An 18177-nucleotide genomic window follows, 5' to 3' on the forward strand; every position below is an offset into this window, starting at 1 on the left:
TTTTTCTCGAAGGAAACCTCACCATGTCTGCCACGACCACCACCAGCGGGCGCCAGGGGCGCCTGCTCACCCTCTGGGCGCCCGAGGACAAGAAGTTCTGGGAGCGCGAGGGCGAAGCCGTCGCCAAGCTCAACCTGTGGATATCGGTGCCCGCACTGTTCCTGGCCTTCGCCATCTGGCAGGTCTGGAGCGTCGTCGCCGTGAGCCTGCCCGGCCTCGGCTTCAAGTATTCGACCAACCAGCTGTTCTGGCTGGCCGCAGCGCCGGCGCTTTCGGGTGCCACGCTGCGCATCTTCTACTCGTTCATGGTGCCACTGGTCGGCGGCCGCCGCTGGACGGCGATCTCCACCGCCAGCCTGCTGATCCCCGCCATCGGTATTGGCTTTGCGGTGCAGGACAACACCACTGCCTACCCCACCATGCTCATCCTGGCGCTGCTGTGCGGCCTGGGCGGGGGCAACTTCAGCTCCAGCATGGCCAACATCAGCTTCTTCTTTCCGAAGGAGCGCAAGGGCTCGGCGCTGGGCGTGAATGCGGGGCTGGGCAACCTGGGCGTGTCGGTCGTGCAGTTCCTGAGCCCCCTGGTCGTCACGGCCGGCATCTTCGGCATCTTCGGCGGCGAAGGCCAGACCATCGTCAAGAACGGCCAGACCGTGCAGGTGTGGACGCAGAACGCTGCATTCATCTGGGTGCCATGGATTGCGCTGACGGCACTGGCCGCCTGGTTCGGCATGAACGACATTGCCGATGCGCGTGCCTCGTTCGCTGCGCAGGCCGCCATCTTCCGCCGCAAGCACAACTGGCTGATGTGCGTGCTGTATCTGGGCACCTTCGGCTCGTTCATCGGCTACGCCGCGGGCTTTCCATTGCTCATCAAGAGCCAGTTCCCCGGTGTCAACCCGCTGGCCTACGCATGGCTGGGCCCGCTGGTGGGCGCTGTGATCCGTCCCTTTGGCGGCTGGCTGGCTGACAAGCTCGGCGGTGCGCGTGTCACGCTGTGGAACTTCATCGTCATGGCAATTGCCGTGGTGGGCGTGACGGTGTTCCTGCCCTCGGCAGGCAACGAGGGCCAGTTTGCAGGCTTCTTCGTGTGCTTCCTGGTGCTGTTCCTCACCACCGGCATCGGCAATGGTTCCACCTTCCGCATGATCCCCGTGATCTTCCTGACCGAAGCCATGCGAGGCGTGGACAGGAACAACGCCGCCGCCATGGCCAGCGCCAACAAGGAAGGCAACACCCTGGGCGCCGCCACGCTGGGCTTCACGGCCGCCATGGCCGCCTACGGCGGGTTCTTCATCCCCAAGAGCTACGGCAGCTCCATCGCACTCACTGGCAGCCCCCACGCCGCGCTGTGGACGTTCTTCGCGTTCTACATCGTTTGCATCGTGCTGACCTGGTGGTACTACGCCCGCAAGCACGCCGAGATGCCCTGCTGAGCAGGCACCCCCGAACAAGACAGCAGAACAAGGAGCCTCCGATGAGCCATTTTCTCGACCGCCTTTCCTACTTCTCGCAGCCCCGCGAGACATTTGCACAAGGCCACGGCGAAACCAACGGTGAAGACCGCACCTGGGAAGACGCCTACCGCGACCGCTGGGCGCACGACAAGATCGTGCGCAGCACCCACGGCGTGAACTGCACGGGCAGCTGCTCGTGGAAGATCTACGTCAAGGGCGGCATCGTCACCTGGGAAACCCAGCAGACCGACTACCCCCGCACCCGGCCCGACCTGCCCAACCACGAGCCCCGTGGCTGCGCGCGCGGCGCCAGCTACAGCTGGTACCTGTACAGCGCCAACCGCGTGAAGTACCCCATGGTGCGTGGCCGCCTGCTCAAGCACTGGCGCGCCGCCATTGCCCTGGCCAAGAGCCCGGTGGATGCCTGGGCCAGCATCGTAGAAAACGACGCCGCCAAGAGCGAATGGCAAAAGCAGCGCGGCCTGGGCGGTTTCGTGCGCAGCACCTGGGACGAAGTCAACCAGATGATCGCCGCGGCCAACGTGTACACCATCAAGAAGCACGGCCCCGACCGCATCATCGGCTTCTCGCCCATCCCGGCGATGTCGATGATCTCGTACGCCGCAGGCTCGCGCTACCTCAGCCTCATCGGCGGGGTGTGCATGAGCTTCTACGACTGGTACTGCGACCTGCCTCCCTCGAGCCCGCAGGTGTGGGGCGAGCAGACCGACGTGCCCGAGTCGGCCGACTGGTACAACAGCTCCTACATCATTGCCTGGGGCTCCAACGTGCCCCAGACCCGCACGCCCGATGCCCACTTCCTGACCGAAGTTCGCTACAAGGGCACCAAGGTCGTGTCGATCACGCCTGACTACTCCGAAGTCGCCAAGCTGGGCGACCTGTGGATGCACCCCAAGCAGGGCACCGACGCAGCCGTGGCAATGGCCATGGGCCATGTAATCCTGAAGGAGTTCTACTTCAAGGACGGCGGCAAGGGCCGCAGTGCCTACTTTGATGACTACGCCCGCCGCTACACCGACCTGCCGCTGCTGGTAGTGCTCAAGGAAAAGGCGCTGCCCGATGGCCGGACCGTGATGGTGCCCGACCGCTACGTGCGCGCCAGCGATTTCCCGAGCAAGCTCGACCAGTCGAACAACCCCGACTGGAAGACCGTGGGCTACGACGAGCTGGGCCAGGTCACGCTGCCCAACGGCTCCATCGGTTTCCGCTGGGGTACCGACGGCCGCCCCGACCAGGGCCTGTGGAACCTGGAAAACAAGGATGCCCGCACCGGCAATGACGTCAGGCTCAAGCTGTCGGTGATCGAAGACGGCGAGCAGCCGCATGACGTGGCCGACGTGGCCTTCCCGTACTTTGGCGGCGTGCACGCACCCAACTTCACCGCCAACGATCAGGGCGGTGATGTGATGGTGCGCCGCGTGCCCGTCACCCACCTCGACCTGGACGGTCACGAAGCCCAGGGCCGCGTGATGGTGGCCACTGTGTTCGACCTGCTGGCCGGCAACTACGGGATCGACCGTGGCCTGCCCGGTGAAGAAGCCGGTGGTAGCTATGACGCCGACCGCCCGTTCACCCCTGCCTGGCAGGAAAAGATCACCGGTGTGCCGCGCGAGCAGATCATCACCGTGGCCCGCCAGTTTGCTGACAACGCCCACAAGACCCATGGCAAGTCCATGGTGATCATCGGCGCGGCCATGAACCACTGGTACCACAGTGACATGAACTACCGCGGCATCATCAACATGCTGATGCTGTGCGGCTGTATCGGCCAAAGCGGCGGCGGCTGGGCGCACTATGTGGGCCAGGAAAAGCTGCGCCCGCAAACCGGCTGGACGGCGCTGGCCTTTGCGCTGGACTGGATCCGCCCACCCCGCCAGATGAACAGCACGAGCTTCTTCTACGCCCACACCGACCAGTGGCGCTACGAGAAGCTGGGCATGGAAGAAATCCTCTCGCCCCTGGCCGATGCCCGCGCCTACCACGGCGCCCAGATCGACTACAACGTGCGCGCCGAGCGCATGGGCTGGCTGCCATCGGCGCCCCAGCTCAAGACCAACCCGATGCAGGTGGCCAAGGATGCAGCTGCGGCAGGCATGGACGCCAAGGACTACGTCGTCAAGTCCCTGAAGGACGGCAGCCTGGAGATGAGCTGCGAGGACCCGGACCACCGGTCCAACTGGCCGCGCAACATGTTCGTGTGGCGCTCCAACATCCTGGGCTCGTCGGGCAAGGGCCATGAGTACTTCCTCAAGCATCTGCTGGGCACCACCCATGGTGTGCAGGGCAAAGATTTGGGCAAGGACGAAGCCAAGCCCGAGGAAGTGCAGTGGCACACCAACGCGCCTGAAGGCAAGCTGGACCTGCTGGTCACGCTGGACTTCCGCATGAGCACGACCTGCCTGTACTCGGACATCGTGCTGCCCACGGCCACCTGGTATGAGAAGAACGACCTCAACACCAGCGACATGCACCCCTTCATTCACCCGCTGTCCACCGCAGTGGATCCTGCCTGGCAGGCCAAGAGCGACTGGGAGATCTACAAGGGTTTCGCCAAGGCCGTGAGCGAAGTCAGCGTGGGACACCTGGGCGTGGAAAAGGACGTGGTGCTCACGCCCATCATGCACGACACAGCGGGCGAAATGGCCCAGCCCTACGGCGTGCGTGACTGGAAGAAGGGCGAGTGTGAACTCATCCCCGGCAAGACCGCACCGCAGGTCACCGTGGTCGAACGCGACTACCCGAACCTCTACAAGCGCTTCACTGCCCTGGGCCCGCTGATGGACAAGGTGGGCAACGGTGGCAAGGGCATTGGCTGGAACACCCAGACTGAAGTCGGCCAGCTCGGCGACCTCAACGGTCGCGTGAAGGAAGAGGGCGTGACGCAGGGTATGCCCCGCATCGTGACCGACATCGACGCCACCGAAGTGGTGATGATGCTGGCGCCCGAAACCAACGGCCATGTGGCCTGCAAGGCCTGGGAAGCACTGGGCAAGCAGACGGGCCGCGACCACGTGCACCTGGCCCTGCACCGCGAGGACGAGAAGATCCGCTTCCGCGACATCCAGGCGCAACCGCGCAAGATCATCAGCTCGCCAACATGGAGCGGTCTGGAAAGCGAAAAGGTCAGCTACAACGCCGGCTACACCAACGTGCACGAGTACATCCCATGGCGCACTCTCACCGGCCGCCAGCAGTTCTACCAGGACCACCCCTGGATGCGTGACTTTGGTGAAGGGTTCGTGAGCTACCGCCCACCGGTGCACCTCAAGACGCTGGAAGAAGTCGAAGGCAAGAAGCCCAACGGCAACCGCGAGATTGCGCTGAACTTCATCACGCCGCACCAGAAGTGGGGCATCCACAGCACGTACAGCGACAACCTGATGATGCTGACGCTGAACCGTGGTGGTTCGGTGGTGTGGCTGAGCGAAGACGACGCCACGAGCGCCGGCATCGTGGACAACGACTGGGTCGAGCTGTTCAACGCCAACGGTGCCATTGCAGCCCGTGCGGTGGTGAGCCAGCGTGTGAACCCTGGCATGGTGATGATGTACCACTCGCAAGAGAAGATCATCAACACCCCCGGCTCCGAGATCACCGGCACCCGCGGCGGCATCCACAACTCGGTCACCCGCATCGTGCTCAAGCCCACGCACATGATCGGCGGCTATGCGCAGCTGAGCTACGGCTTCAACTACTACGGAACCATCGGCACCAACCGCGACGAGTTCGTGCTGGTGCGCAAGATGGACCGCGTCGACTGGCTTGATGACGAGCCAGTCGCCACCTCGGCCACGCACGCCTGAAGCCGAAGACAAGGAGAAACACGATGAAAATTCGCGCACAAATCGGCATGGTGCTGAACCTGGACAAGTGCATTGGTTGCCACACCTGTTCCGTCACCTGCAAGAACGTCTGGACCAGCCGCCCCGGGGTGGAATATGCCTGGTTCAACAACGTGGAGAGCAAGCCTGGCATCGGCTACCCCAAGGAGTGGGAAAACCAGGACAAGTGGAACGGCGGCTGGGTACGCAACCCGGACGGCTCCATCGCCCCCCGCCAGGGTGGCAAGTGGAAGCTGCTCATGCGCATCTTCGCCAACCCGAACCTGCCACAGATCGACGACTACTACGAGCCTTTCACGTTCGACTACGACCACCTGCAGTCGGCGCCCGAAACCAAGGCTGCTCCGACCGCACGGCCGCGCAGCCTGATCACCGGCAAGCGCATGGAGAAGATCGAGTGGGGCCCGAACTGGGAAGAAATCCTGGGCGGCGAGTTCAGCAAGCGCAGCAAGGACAAGAACTTCGACGATGTCCAGAAGGACATCTACGGCCAGTTCGAAAACACCTTCATGATGTACCTGCCGCGCTTGTGCGAGCACTGCCTGAACCCGACCTGTGTCGCGTCGTGCCCCAGCGGCTCGATCTACAAGCGCGAGGAAGACGGCATCGTGCTGATCGACCAGGACAAGTGCCGCGGCTGGCGCATGTGCGTGAGCGGCTGCCCCTACAAGAAGATCTACTACAACTGGCAGTCGGGCAAGGCCGAGAAGTGCATCTTCTGCTACCCCCGCATCGAGGCCGGTCAGCCCACAGTGTGCTCGGAAACCTGCGTGGGCCGCATCCGCTACCTGGGCGTGCTGCTGTATGACGCAGACCGCATCCAGGAAGCCGCCAGCGTGGAGCGCGACCGCGACCTGTACCAGGCCCAGCTCGACATTTTCCTGGACCCGAACGATCCGGACGTGATCAAGCAGGCCCGCATCGACGGCATTCCCGACAGCTGGATGGACGCCGCGCGCAACAGCCCCGTCTACAAGATGGCTGTGCAGTGGAAGGTGGCCCTGCCGCTGCACCCCGAGTACCGCACGCTGCCCATGGTCTGGTATGTGCCACCGCTCTCGCCCATCACGGCCGCCGCCAACGCAGGCCATGTGGGTGTGAATGGCGACATCCCCGATGTGTCGCAACTGCGCATCCCTGTGCAGTACCTGGCCAACCTGCTCACCGCCGGCGACACCGGCCCCGTGGTGCGCGCACTGGAGCGCATGCTGGCCATGCGCACCTACCAGCGCGACAAGCATGTGGAGCAGCGCCAGAACCTGGCCGTGCTGCAGCAGGCCGGCCTGTCGATGGCCGAGGTTGAGGAGATGTACCACGTGATGGCGATTGCCAACTACGAAGACCGTTTCGTCATTCCGTCGGCTCACCGCGAATACGCCGAAAACGCGTTCGACATCCGTGGCGGTTGCGGTTTCTCGTTCGGTAACGGCTGCTCCGATGGTGCTACCGAAGTCAGCATGTTTGGCGGCAAGAAGCCCCGGACCATCCCGATCAAGGCCACGGTATGAAACACCCCCTGAGTCGCTTCGCGCCTTCCCCCTTCAGGGGGACGACGGCCTTTGCTGCGGGGCGGCACTTGCTGGCCGTCCTCGCGATACCGCTGCGCCAGTCTCATTCGCCTCAGTTCACAACTGGCGCAATGGGCCACTGAAAACAAGGAAACCACCATGTTCAAGAAGAACCCGACCTCTTTGCGCCTGACCCTGCGCGCGCTGGGCTATCTGCTGAGCTACCCCGATGCGCAGCTGCGCAGCGTGATGCCGCAGCTGATCGATGCGCTGCAGGTGGAGCAAGCCCTGACCAGCGAGCGCATGGCCGAACTCGAAGCCGTGTGTCAGCACCTGGCAGCACTCGACCCGCTGGAAGCGGAAGCCCGCTACGTGGACAACTTCGACCGGGGCCGCCAGACATCGCTGCACCTGTTCGAGCATGTGCATGGCGACTCGCGTGACCGCGGGCCGGCCCTCATCGACCTGCTGCAGACCTACGAAAAAGCGGGCCTGAAGTTCGACGCGGAAGAGCTGCCCGATCACCTGCCCGTGGTGCTGGAGTTCGCCTCCACCCAGCCGCCTGAAGTGGCCAAGGAATTCCTGGGCGAGATGGCCCACATCCTGAACGCGCTGTTCAGCGCGCTGGTCGCCCGCAGCAGCCCCTACGCCAGCGTGATTGCCGCCGTGCTCGAGGTGTCGGGCCAGCGCGTGCAGTCGGTGGCCCTCACGCCCGAGCCGCCCATGGACGAGGTCTGGGCCGAGCCCGAGGCGTTTGGCGGTTGCAGCACCCAGGGCCAGGCCAAGCCCGAGCAGCCCCAACCGATGCATTTTGTTCGTACCCCCCGCGCAGAGCGGGCCCCAGAAGGAGTCTCCGTATGACCGCCTGGCTTGATACCCTGTTGTTCGGCATCTATCCCTACATTTGCCTGGCCGTGTTCTTCATTGGCAGCTGGGCGCGGTTCGACCGCGACCAGTACACCTGGAAGAGCGATTCGTCGCAGCTGCTGCGTACCGGCAGCCTGCGCTGGGGCAGTAACCTGTTCCATGTGGGCGTGCTGTTCCTGTTCTTCGGTCATACCGTGGGCATGCTCACGCCGCACTTCCTGTACGAAGCCTTCATCACCGCAGGCGCCAAGCAGATCATGGCGATGGTGACGGGGGGTATTGCAGGTGTGCTGGCCTTCATCGGCCTGTCCATCCTGCTGCACCGCCGGCTCTTCGATGAGCGTATCCGCGCTACCTCCAGGGCCAGCGACATCCTGATCCTCGTGCTGCTGTGGCTGCAGCTGGCCCTGGGGCTGGCCACCATTCCGCTGTCGGCCCAGCATCTGGACGGTTCCATGATGATGAAGCTGGCCGAATGGGGCCAGCGCGTGGTGACCTTCCGCAGCGGCGGCGTCGAGCTGCTGGCTGAAGCCGGCTGGATCTTCAAGGCCCACATGTTCCTGGGCATGACGATCTTCCTGGTCTTCCCGTTTACCCGCCTGGTGCACGTGTGGAGCGGCTTCGGCACGCTGGCCTATGTGTTGCGCCCCTACCAGGTGGTGCGCGCACGCCGCATGAACCTGCCCGCCGGCCACATGCAGTCGCAAGACCGCCGCGCCTGAAACACCACCACCCCAAGGAGTACACCATGAGCGGATGTGGAACCGGGGGCTGCGGCTGCAGCTCCACAGAATCCAGCAGTGCGGCACCTGCCAGCACGCTGACGCCCACGCAGGCGGCAGCCTATGAGGCGCTGTCGGCATCGATGGCGGATGCGCCCGTGCTGGCGCCCAGCGCCAGCGTGCCGCCAGCAGGCAGCTTTGCCGCCGCACCGGTGGCGCGCATCAATGGCGTGGCGCTGAACAGCCCGCAGGAGATGCTGGACGAAGAATCCCTGCGCCAGCGCGCCTGTACCGAGCTGCTGCGGCAGGCGGCACAGCACGCTGGCCTGCTCGCACAGGACGACGCGCCTGGCACCGGCGGCGCCATCAGCGCTCAGGCCTCAGGCGCAATCGAGCAGCTGCTGGAGCGCGAACTTGCCATCCCCGAGCCTTCGGAAGAAGCCTGCCGCCGTTACCACGACGCACATCCCGCGGCACATGCCCACGGCGAGCGCGCCCACTTGCGCCACGTGCTGTTCGCCGTGACGCCCGGCGTGGATGTGAAGCAACTGCGGCTGCGGGCCGAGGCCATGCTGATCGATCTGCGCTGCGCAGACGACGGCGGTGCCAAATTTGCCGAGGCAGCCGCCCAGTGGTCCAACTGCCCCAGCGGCCAGCACGGCGGCGACCTGGGCTGGCTCACGCGCGCCGACTGCGCCCCCGAGTTTGCGCGCGAGGTGTTTGGTGGCGCCGAGATCGGCGTGCTGGCCCGGCTGGTGCACAGCCGTTTTGGCCTGCACGTGGTGGAAGTGGTCGCGCGGGACCCTGGCCAGCAGCCTGCGTTTGAAGAGGTCCGCAACGCAATTGCGCTCACGCTGCGCCAGCAGGCCTGGGTGAATGCGCTGCGCCAGTACCTGCAACTGCTGGCCGGCGCGGCCGCGGTGGAAGGTGTGGAACTGGACGCTGCCGAATCTCCACTGGTTCAGTAGCCGTAAATGGCGTCACGAACTGAAAAAACTGTATGCCCGATGAACTGCTAGCCCGCCTGCGGCGCTTCCACGACGACGCGTTCCCGCAATACCGGCAGACCTTTCAGGCGCTCGTGGATGAGGGACAGCATCCGACCACGCTGTTCATCGGGTGTTCGGACTCGCGCCTGGTGCCTTACCTGCTGACGGGCGCCGGGCCTGGGGAGCTGTTTCTGGTTCGCAATGTGGGTGCCTTTGTGCCGCCCTACGATGGATCGCATGGTCACCATGGCACTACGGCGGCCATCGAATTTGCCGTGCTCAACCTGCATGTCAGCCGCATCATCGTGTGCGGCCACAGTCACTGTGGGGCTATCAAGGCGATGTATGGTGAGGTCTCGCCCGAGGCCCCCAACCTCAACCGCTGGCTCGACCTGGGGCGCGAAGCCCTGCTGCCCGTGCAGCCCGGCCCCGAGGCGCTGCGCCGCACCGAGCAGCGTGCGGTGGTGCTGCAACTCGAGCGCCTCATGGAGTACCCCATGGTGCGCAGCCGTGTGCAGGCAGGGCAGATCAGCCTGCATGGGTGGCACTACGTGATCGAGGAGGGCGAGGTCCATGTGTTCGACGTCCAGACCGGCGGTTTTGTACCGGCTTCGCTTGCCGACAACAGCGGAACGGGGCCTTACCAGCCTTACGTGGAACACGACGGCCAGATCCTTGCAGAGTAGACCGGCAGGGTGCATGCTCACGTCTCTGGCGCGCTCGTGTCATGCCGCCGGCCGCCCCCTTTTCGGGCACTCCGGGCATGCATTGGCACCTTGTTGACCAAACGCAAGGCAGCCGCCGCCCCAACCCCAATCATCTGCACCCATGAAGCGCGAATCCACTTCCTCCCTTTCCCCATCGACCTCCATGCAGCCCATCAGCCTGGATGTGCTGCGCGAGAAATACCTCAAGCCCGGCGAAACCACGGCCGACGAGCTTTACACCCGCGTGGCGCGGGCGCTGGCATCTGCCGAAGCGCCTGAACTCCGCTCTGAGTACGAAGCCCGGTTCTTGGCCAACCTGCACGCCGGGGCGATTGGCGCTGGCCGCATCATGAGTGCTGCCGGTACCGACATCCAGGCCACGCTCATCAACTGCTTTGTGCAGCCCGTGGGTGACTGCATCCAGGGCGTGGATGACGAGGGTTTCCCGGGTATCTACGAGGCCCTGCGCGAGGCGGCCGAGACCATGCGGCGCGGCGGTGGCGTGGGCTATGACTTCTCCCGCATCCGCCCCAAGGGCGCGCGGGTCAAGGGCACGGCCTCGATGGCATCGGGCCCCTGCAGCTACATGAACGTGTTTGACCAGTCCTGCTCCACGGTCGAGAGCGCTGGCGCACGCCGCGGTGCGCAGATGGGCGTGCTGCGCATCGACCACCCCGACGTGCAGGAATTCATCACCGCCAAGCGCACGCCCGGGCGCTGGAACAACTTCAACGTGTCGGTGGGCGTATCCGATGCATTTTTGCAGGCTGTGCAGAGCGGGGGCACCTGGGACCTCGTCCACAAGGCCCGCCCCGGCGACGACCTGCTCGCCGAGGGCGCGCACCAGCGGGCGGATGGCCAGTGGGTGTATGCCACCGTGCAGGCACAGTCGCTGTGGGACACCATCATGAAGTCGGCCTACGACTTCGCGGAGCCCGGCATCTTGTTCCTGGGGCGTATCAACGAAGACAACAACCTGCGCTACTGCGAAGAGATTGCGGCGACGAACCCCTGTGGTGAGCAACCACTTCCGTCCTACGGCTGCTGCGACCTCGGCCCCGTGATCCTGCCGCGCTTTGTGCGCCATGCGTTCGGCTTCGGTGGCGTGCCCGCTTTCGACTTCGATGCCTTTGCACAGGTGGTGGCGCTGCAGGTGCGGGCGCTCGACAACGTGCTGGATGTGACCTTTTGGCCGCTGCCGCAGCAGCGCGAGGAATCTGCTGCCAAGCGCCGCATCGGCGTGGGCTTTACCGGCATGGGTAACGCGCTGGCCATGCTGTGCCTGCGCTACGACCAGGCCGAAGGCCGCGAGATGGCGGCACGCATTGCCCAATGCATGCGCGATGCGGCATACACCGCCTCGGTGGCGCTGGCTACCGAGAAGGGTGCATTCCCCAAGTTCGATGCCGCGCAGTACCTGGCAGAAGGCACCTTTGCCAGCCGCCTGCCCGAGCCGATCAAGGCGTCCATCCGCGCGCATGGCATCCGCAACAGCCACCTGCTGTCGATTGCGCCCACGGGCACAGTGAGCCTGGCGTTTGCCGACAATGCCTCCAACGGCATCGAGCCACCGTTTTCGTGGATGTACAAGCGCAAGAAGCGCGAGTCCGACGGCAGCACCACCGAGTACGCGGTGGAAGACCATGCCTGGCGCCTGTACCGCGAGCTGGGCGGCAATGTGGATGCGCTGCCCGACTACTTCGTCTCGGCGCTGGCCATGTCGGCGCAGGACCACATCGCCATGATGGAGGCGGTGCAGCCCTTTGTGGACACGGCCATCTCCAAGACGGTCAACATCCCCGCGGACTACCCTTACGACGATTTCAAGAACCTGTACATGCAGGCCTGGCAGGCGCGCCTGAAGGGCCTGGCCACGTACCGGCCCAACGCCATCTTGGGATCGGTGCTGGAAGTGCACACCCCGACGCCGGCTGCTAAGGCCGCGCCAGCGCCTGCAGCGCCCGCCATCCCTGTGGACCCGATGCGCACCGTGATCGAAAGCCGCCCGCGCGGCGGTCTCTCGGCCGTGGCTGAAAAGCTCGAATACTGGACGCAGGAAGGCCACAAGACGCTGTACCTCATCGTCTCGTTCCTGCCCGTGCCCACAGGCATCGGGAATGGCACGGTGGACCGTGCCATCGAATTCTTCATGCCCGTGGGGCAAAGCGGCGAATCGCAGCAGTGGATCACCTCCAGCATGCGCATGCTGTCGCTGGCAGCGCGTGGCGGGTTCCTGGAGCGGGCGCTGTCGGACATGCGCAAGGTGGCGTGGGACCGCGGCCCTGTGCGCCTGGGCACGCACCGCAAGGACGACGGCACCGTCGTGCCCATGTGGCACGACTCCGAAGTGGCGGCCATGGCCTATGCCATCCAGAACATCCTGGCGCGCCGCGTTTCCGACCCCGTGCAGCAGCAACTGCCGCTGGATGAGCCCCCAGCCGTGGCCGCGCCAGTGCCCCAGGCGATGGCTGGCAAGAAGTGCACCGAGTGCGGCGCCCATGCCGTGATCCGCAAGGATGGCTGCGACTACTGCACGCAGTGCGGGCATCTCGGTACCTGCGGATGAGCACAGCTGTCTGCACGCGCCTGCAGTCCGGGTTGCAGCCAACGGCGGGCCGCGCATGAGCCGCACCATTCCGCTCGCATCCGCCAAGCCCACGGCCCAAGCCATCGCGCAGCAGGATGCTGCGTGGCGCCCGCGCTACCTCATGCTGGCGCCGCACCGGCTCGGGTTTTTCCTGGCCATGCTGGTGCTGGTGGCGTCGGGCGGTTGGTGGGCGGCGGTACAGGTGGCGCGGTCCACCGGCTGGTGGGGCATGTACTACGCCATGTCGCCCACCACCATCCATGCAGCGGTAATGGTGCTGGGGTTCATTCCGCTGTTTTTCTCGGGCTTTCTGTTCACTGCGGGCCCCAAGTGGCTGGGCGTGGATGCACTGCCCACGCGGTCCATTGCAGCGCCGCTGGTGTTGCAGGCGCTGGGCTGGCTGCTGTGGCTGGCGGGCGCGCACTGGCGCATTGGCGCGTCGCTGGTCGGGCTGGCGCTGGCGGGGCTGGGCCTGGCGTGGATGACGGCGCTGTTTCTGGGCCGCGTGCATGCCAGTCGGGCAGAGGATCAGGTCCATGCCCGCGTGATCGCCGCTGGCTGCGTGGTGGGTTGCCTGTGTGTGGCGGGCTTGTGGCTGAGTCTGGCCTTTGGCACGCACGCGCTGTCGCGGGCGTTCATCTATTCGGCCCTGTGGGGCTTTGTCGTGGTGGTGTACGTGAGCGTGGCCCACCGCATGATTCCGTTTTTCACATCGAGCGCGATGCCCATGGTGCAGGCGTGGCGGCCCTTTTGGTTGCTGTGGCTGATGCTGGGCGCAGCGCTCATGCAGGTGGCGGCGGCGTGGCTGGAATGGGCTGGTGTGCCCGTGGTGGGCGCGGGCCCGCCGTGGACGCTGGTGCTGGGCACGTTGCAGCTGCTGGTGGGTGGCGTGCTGGTGTGGCTGGCCTGCGTGTGGGGCCTGGTGCAAAGTCTCAGGAACCGGCTGCTGGCCATGCTGCACATCGGCTTTGTATGGCTTGGCGTTGCGTTTGTGCTGGCGGGGGCGTCGCACTGGCTGGCGTGGGGCTTTGGCCTGGGCGCGCTGGGGCTGGGTGCCTTGCATGCGCTCACCATGGGTTGCCTGGCATCGCTGATGCTGGCAATGGTCACGCGCGTGTCGTGCGGCCATAGCGGCCGCGCCCTGGTGGCCGACCGTATCGCCTGGACACTGTTCTGGCTGCTGCAGCTGGCTGCAGTGCTGCGCATCGGCGCCGAGGTGCCGGGCATGTTTGGTGTGGCCTGGGTCTGGTTGCTGCCCACCGCGGCCCTGTTGTGGGCGGCCACGATGGCGGTGTGGGGCGTGCGGCTGGGCGGCTGGTATGGCCGCCTGCGCGCCGACGGCCGGCCCGGCTGAATTACCTGAGGATCTGCAATGGCTGTCATTCCCTGGCCCCTGACCCAAAATCTGCCGGCTGCGCCCGCGGCAGAAGACGACATCGCGGCCATGGCCGCTACGCTCATCCAGTCGCGCCAGACCATCTTGCCCAAGCGGCTGGCAGCACCCGGCCCCGGTGCGGACGAGCTGGCCCAGATCCTGAACGCCGCCGCCCACGCGCCCGACCATGGCCAGCTGGTGCCCTGGCGCTTCGTGCTGGTGCCCGAGGCCAGCCGCCCTGCGCTGGCCGAGGTGTTTGCGCAGGCGCTGGTCGAGCGCGACCCCGCTGCCATGCCCGATCAGATCGAGCAGGCGCGCGAAAAGGCGTTTCGCTCGCCCGTGCTGATGCTGGCGGTGGTCGATACCCAGAGCGGCGACCCTGAGGTGGACGCCGCCGAGAGGCTGGTGTCTGCCGGCTGCGCCGTGCAGAACATGTTGCTGATGGCCACGGCCCAGGGCTATGGCTCTGCGCTCACCAGCGGCAAGGCGCTCAAGTCGCAAAGCCTGCGGGCGCTGTTCCAGGTAGCACCCACAGAGCAGGCGCTGTGTTTCATCAGCATCGGCACGGTGCAGTCGCGCAAGGCTGCGCGTGCCCGGCCTGCCGTGCGCCGCTATGTGAGCACGCTGGACGCACGCCGCGGCGTGGTGCCCGGGTTTTGATTCCGACAGCTTCTTGATGCGCTGCGCCCACCCGCCTTGTACGACCTTTTATGGTCCGTGCAGCGCGCGGGCCCACCAAAATACCTTTGACTGCGATTGCGAGACTTGAGATGGAAATTGCCAGCTTTGACGACCTGCTGATGGCTGCCCGCCAGCAGCCCGAGCCCCAGCGACTGCTGTTTGTGTTCGCCGCGGCCGAGCTGCCCGACGACGCCACTCCCGCCCAGCGCGTGCGGTTCGAGGCCGGGCAGGGCGGCGCCCTGGTGCCACGGATGTGCGTGGACAAGACACCGCAGGAACTCGCTTCGTTTGCAGCGCTGGTAGACGAAGCGCAGCAATTCACAGCACCCGGTCACGACTGGACCATCGTGTTTGCCGCGGCCATGTCGGGCACGCTCAACAAGGCGCCCACCAGCGCCGACGCCGAGGCCCCGCTGCAGCGGATGGTCGACGCCATCAAGGGCGGCGCGCACGGCGCCTACATTCCGTTTGACCGCAGCGGGCAGCCGGTGCGGTTTGGCTGAGGGGCCGCCGATGGCCTCCAGCCCGGGCGCCGCCGCGCGCCACCTGCCCGGCTTCAGTACGCCGGCCGTCGGCTTTGACGAGCCCTTTGCCATGCTGCAGGCCTGCCACGATCGCGTGCAGCGCACACTCGACCTGCTTGCGCGCCTTCGCGACCATGTGCACAAACGGGGCCCCGATCAGGCCGCCCGCGATGCGGCCCGCGATGTACTTCGCTATTTCGATATCGCCGCGCCGCTACACCACCAGGACGAGGAGCTGCACGTGTTCCCGCTGCTGCTTGCGCAGGGGTCGGCCACGATGCAGGCACTGGTGGAGCGCCTGCAGGACGACCACCGCCACATGGCGGCCGACTGGGCCGCGGCGCGCCTGCCGCTGCAGAAGCTGGTGGGTGGCGAGGCCGCGGCGTTCACCCCGGACGACGACGTGGCCATGGACCGTTTTGCCCGGCGCTATGCCGACCACATCGCCGCGGAAGAGGGCAGCGCTTACCCTGCCGCCGAAGCGTTGCTGGCGCCACGCGCACTTGCTGGCATGGGGCAGGAAATGGCCGCCCGGCGCGGCGCTGGCTAATTGCTATGAAAGTAATAGCAATGGGGGCATTTGTTATCAGGGCCTGAGCCTGTTTTGGCCTGTTTTTGGCTGTAAACGCCTGTTTTGGGCCCGTTGGGCGACGCCCCGCACCAGGGCCACCCGCCTGCCCGGTACGCGTCCCCCGTTGTTTGCCCTCATCGCAGCGGCAAGCACACAGCCCCTTCATGTGGTGCGTTCGCGATGTGCGGGGGAGCTGCGGTGATTGCACCGGGAAGGGGCCCTCGGGCCATGCGCGCCCCGTCGCATGCTGCGGGTACCGGCGGCTTCAAGGTGCCAATGCGTGGGCAACGCCGCTTTTGCCAGCCGGCGATGGCTGCCATATCGCCTTGGCATGCAGCCACGCAACAGAGCCCGCGCGCTGGCCCGATACTCGGGTGCTGTTGCCAACGTGCCTGGTTCACGTCAACCGTTCGGCCGCTGCCTGCCTTGTCCGATCCCGTCCCTTCGCCTTGACCTTTTTCGTACGCCTTCCCTTTGTCGTCCGCGTCCTCACCACCCTGGCGCTGGCGTGGGCCGCTGCAGCCGCCTGCGTGGCGCTGAACACCCCCTTGCCCTGGATGATCGGTCCGCTGCTGGCCACCTCGCTGGTGTCCATTGCTGGCGGGCCCACCGAGAGCTGGGGCCCGCTGCGCAACGCAGGCCAGTGGACCATCGGCGCGGCGTTGGGCCTTTACTTCACGCCCGAGGTGGTGGCGCTGGTGGGGGGGCTGTGGTGGGCCATTGTGCTGGGCATTGCCTGGGCCCTGCTGCTGGGCTGGCTGTTTGGCGCGTGGCTGTACCGCGTGCACGCGCCGCGCATGCACGGCGTACCCGTGCCCATGATGCGTGCCACCAGCTACTTTGCGGGGGCCATTGGCGCGGCTTCGGAGATGACGCTGCTGTCCGAGCGCGAAAACGCCCGCACCGATCTGGTGGCCGCCAGCCACAGTCTGCGCCTGCTCATCGTCACCGTGACGATTCCGTTTGCCCTGCAGTGGAGCGGCCTGCACGGGCTCGACATCCTGCCGCCCACGCCGCGCGTGGTGAGCTGGCCCTGGCTGGCGCTGATGGCCGTGCTGACGGGGGCGGGCGCCCTGCTGATGGACCGCCTGGGCCGCGCCAACCCGTGGTTCATGGGGGCCATGCTGGTATCGATGGCGCTCACCGTGGCCGGGCTCAGCCTGTCGGCGGTGCCTCAGCCGCTGGTGAACGCTGCGCAACTGGTGATTGGCGTGAGTTTAGGCGTTCGGTTCCGTGCAGACTTTTTACGTACCGCCCCCCGCTGGCTGGCATCGGTCGCCGTGGGCACGCTGGGCCTCATGGCCATCTGCGCAGCATTCGCCGGCGTACTTGCCTGGGCCACGGGCCTGCCATGGGTCACGCTGCTGCTGGGCACATCCCCCGGCGGCATCACCGAAATGGCCATCACCGCCAAGGTGCTGCAACTGGGCGTGCCGGTGGTGACCGCATTCCAGGTGTGCCGCCTGATCGCCGTATTGATGCTGGTGGACCCGCTGTACCGCAGAATCTACCCGCCAGCGCAAGCTGGCTCCGCAACCTAAACCGGGGCGAGCGCCGTCGAAACCGGCACTGCGCTATCGCGAGAGACGACTAGCAAGGGATGACCTGCATCACCCTCGTGCGTCGGTGGTAGTGCGGATCGGGATGGGCCGCAAGGCGTCTTTTTGTAGCCAATAGCCGGGCTATTGGCAAGAAAAGCAACGCAGCGAACCGCCCGAGGCCGCGCTATCACCGACCACAGGGAGTGATGCAGGTCATCCCTGGGGCCGCCCCGCAGCGAGGTCGTCGTCCCCCTGCCCGCGCAGCGGAGCGTAGCGAGAGCGGGGGGAAGCCGCGAAGCGGCTCAGGGGGGTATCGCTATCAATGCACCACAACCGGGTTCTGCGCCAGCCCCGCATAGCGGTCCAGCGCATCTTCCACCTCTTCCTGGGTGGGCGTGTCGCGCTGCCAGGCCAGGATCTGCTCCTGGAACATTTCGGCCCACGAGCCGTCAAGGTACACCTCTTTGCCCGATCGCTTGTCCACGATTTCAAAGCCGTGGCGGGCGAGCTGGGGAACGGCGGGTGCGGTGTCGTTGAGCGCCTGGCGACTCGTTGCTGTGGCCTGCACGGCATCGGGCAGCATGTGGACCACCACGAAGGATTCTGAGTCGTAGAGCATATGCATCGTGTTCCCCTTGTCGATATGGGGCATGTGGCGGCCCTCGCTGGTGCGAAGGCTGCACGCACGCCATGAGTGTCAGATGACAGCGGGTGTGCGGAGTTCAAGCCCCGGGGGCAGCTGGCGCAGCTGTCTGGCGTGGTGGAAACGCGGTGTCCTACCTGCC

14 protein-coding genes are annotated in these 18177 nt (G+C 65.8%); 13 read left to right on the forward strand and 1 reads right to left on the reverse strand.

The features are described 5' to 3' along the window. Nucleotides 1-23 precede the first annotated feature (23 nt). From ACTPOI_RS04040 to ACTPOI_RS04100, 13 genes are all read left to right on the forward strand, one after another. Complete coding sequence (locus tag ACTPOI_RS04040) at nt 24-1436, forward strand: NarK family nitrate/nitrite MFS transporter (protein ID WP_440106647.1); 1413 nt, start codon at nt 24-26, stop codon at nt 1434-1436. Between the two features lie 41 nt (nt 1437-1477). Continuing rightward, nucleotides 1478-5281 carry a nitrate reductase subunit alpha gene (locus ACTPOI_RS04045; RefSeq protein WP_440106649.1) on the forward strand — a complete coding sequence of 1268 codons (3804 nt, stop codon included), beginning with the start codon at nt 1478-1480 and terminating at the stop codon, nt 5279-5281. Between the two features lie 23 nt (nt 5282-5304). Next, complete coding sequence (narH, locus tag ACTPOI_RS04050; RefSeq protein WP_440106651.1) at nt 5305-6828, forward strand: nitrate reductase subunit beta; 1524 nt, start codon at nt 5305-5307, stop codon at nt 6826-6828. Between the two features lie 159 nt (nt 6829-6987). After that, a complete protein-coding gene (narJ, locus tag ACTPOI_RS04055) occupies nt 6988-7689 on the forward strand; it encodes a nitrate reductase molybdenum cofactor assembly chaperone (RefSeq protein ID WP_440106653.1) in 702 nt (233 codons plus the stop codon). Further along, on the forward strand, nt 7686-8417 hold the full coding sequence (narI, locus tag ACTPOI_RS04060) for a respiratory nitrate reductase subunit gamma (protein WP_440106655.1): 732 nt from the start codon (nt 7686-7688) through the stop codon (nt 8415-8417). The genes narJ and narI overlap by 4 nt, the downstream gene beginning before the upstream one ends. Before the next feature lie 26 nt (nt 8418-8443). Beyond that, complete coding sequence (locus tag ACTPOI_RS04065; RefSeq protein WP_440106657.1) at nt 8444-9385, forward strand: peptidylprolyl isomerase; 942 nt, start codon at nt 8444-8446, stop codon at nt 9383-9385. Nucleotides 9386-9417: 32 nt separating this feature from the next. Further along, the gene (locus ACTPOI_RS04070; protein WP_440106659.1) at nt 9418-10092 is read left to right on the forward strand and encodes a carbonic anhydrase; all 675 of its coding nucleotides are present in this window, start codon (nt 9418-9420) and stop codon (nt 10090-10092) included. 142 nt (nt 10093-10234) lie between these two features. Then, entirely contained in the window at nt 10235-12679 is a 2445-nt protein-coding gene (locus tag ACTPOI_RS04075; RefSeq protein WP_440106661.1) for an adenosylcobalamin-dependent ribonucleoside-diphosphate reductase, read from the forward strand. 55 nt (nt 12680-12734) lie between these two features. Beyond that, on the forward strand, nt 12735-14054 hold the full coding sequence (locus ACTPOI_RS04080; RefSeq protein WP_440106663.1) for an NnrS family protein: 1320 nt from the start codon (nt 12735-12737) through the stop codon (nt 14052-14054). A gap of 18 nt (nt 14055-14072) precedes the next feature. Then, nucleotides 14073-14735 (forward strand): nitroreductase family protein, encoded by a 663-nt coding sequence (locus ACTPOI_RS04085; RefSeq protein WP_440106665.1) that lies wholly within the window; start codon nt 14073-14075, stop codon nt 14733-14735. Between the two features lie 110 nt (nt 14736-14845). Continuing rightward, on the forward strand, nt 14846-15259 hold the full coding sequence (locus ACTPOI_RS04090) for a ribonucleotide reductase subunit alpha (protein ID WP_440106667.1): 414 nt from the start codon (nt 14846-14848) through the stop codon (nt 15257-15259). A 10-nt stretch (nt 15260-15269) separates the two neighbouring features. Beyond that, a complete protein-coding gene (locus ACTPOI_RS04095; protein ID WP_440106669.1) occupies nt 15270-15830 on the forward strand; it encodes a hemerythrin domain-containing protein in 561 nt (186 codons plus the stop codon). A gap of 470 nt (nt 15831-16300) precedes the next feature. Further along, nucleotides 16301-17392, forward strand: a complete 1092-nt coding sequence (locus tag ACTPOI_RS04100) for an AbrB family transcriptional regulator (protein WP_440106671.1) — start codon at nt 16301-16303, stop codon at nt 17390-17392. A gap of 319 nt (nt 17393-17711) precedes the next feature. On the opposite strand, the gene ACTPOI_RS04105 is transcribed toward ACTPOI_RS04100, so the two are convergent. After that, complete coding sequence (locus ACTPOI_RS04105) at nt 17712-18017, reverse strand: BTH_I0359 family protein (RefSeq protein ID WP_440106673.1); 306 nt, start codon at nt 18015-18017, stop codon at nt 17712-17714. Between the last annotated feature and the right edge of the window lie 160 nt (nt 18018-18177).

The sequence above is a fragment of the Acidovorax sp. BL-A-41-H1 genome (assembly GCF_051942715.1).

Coding starts and splice junctions, on each gene's coding strand:
- ACTPOI_RS04040 (WP_440106647.1), top strand. CDS start 24: ATGTCTGCCACGACCACCACCAGCGGGCGCCAGGGGCGCCTGCTCACC.
- ACTPOI_RS04045 (WP_440106649.1), top strand. CDS start 1,478: ATGAGCCATTTTCTCGACCGCCTTTCCTACTTCTCGCAGCCCCGCGAG.
- narH (WP_440106651.1), top strand. CDS start 5,305: ATGAAAATTCGCGCACAAATCGGCATGGTGCTGAACCTGGACAAGTGC.
- narJ (WP_440106653.1), top strand. CDS start 6,988: ATGTTCAAGAAGAACCCGACCTCTTTGCGCCTGACCCTGCGCGCGCTG.
- narI (WP_440106655.1), top strand. CDS start 7,686: ATGACCGCCTGGCTTGATACCCTGTTGTTCGGCATCTATCCCTACATT.
- ACTPOI_RS04065 (WP_440106657.1), top strand. CDS start 8,444: ATGAGCGGATGTGGAACCGGGGGCTGCGGCTGCAGCTCCACAGAATCC.
- ACTPOI_RS04070 (WP_440106659.1), top strand. CDS start 9,418: ATGCCCGATGAACTGCTAGCCCGCCTGCGGCGCTTCCACGACGACGCG.
- ACTPOI_RS04075 (WP_440106661.1), top strand. CDS start 10,235: ATGAAGCGCGAATCCACTTCCTCCCTTTCCCCATCGACCTCCATGCAG.
- ACTPOI_RS04080 (WP_440106663.1), top strand. CDS start 12,735: ATGAGCCGCACCATTCCGCTCGCATCCGCCAAGCCCACGGCCCAAGCC.
- ACTPOI_RS04085 (WP_440106665.1), top strand. CDS start 14,073: ATGGCTGTCATTCCCTGGCCCCTGACCCAAAATCTGCCGGCTGCGCCC.
- ACTPOI_RS04090 (WP_440106667.1), top strand. CDS start 14,846: ATGGAAATTGCCAGCTTTGACGACCTGCTGATGGCTGCCCGCCAGCAG.
- ACTPOI_RS04095 (WP_440106669.1), top strand. CDS start 15,270: ATGGCCTCCAGCCCGGGCGCCGCCGCGCGCCACCTGCCCGGCTTCAGT.
- ACTPOI_RS04105 (WP_440106673.1), bottom strand. CDS start 18,017: ATGCATATGCTCTACGACTCAGAATCCTTCGTGGTGGTCCACATGCTG.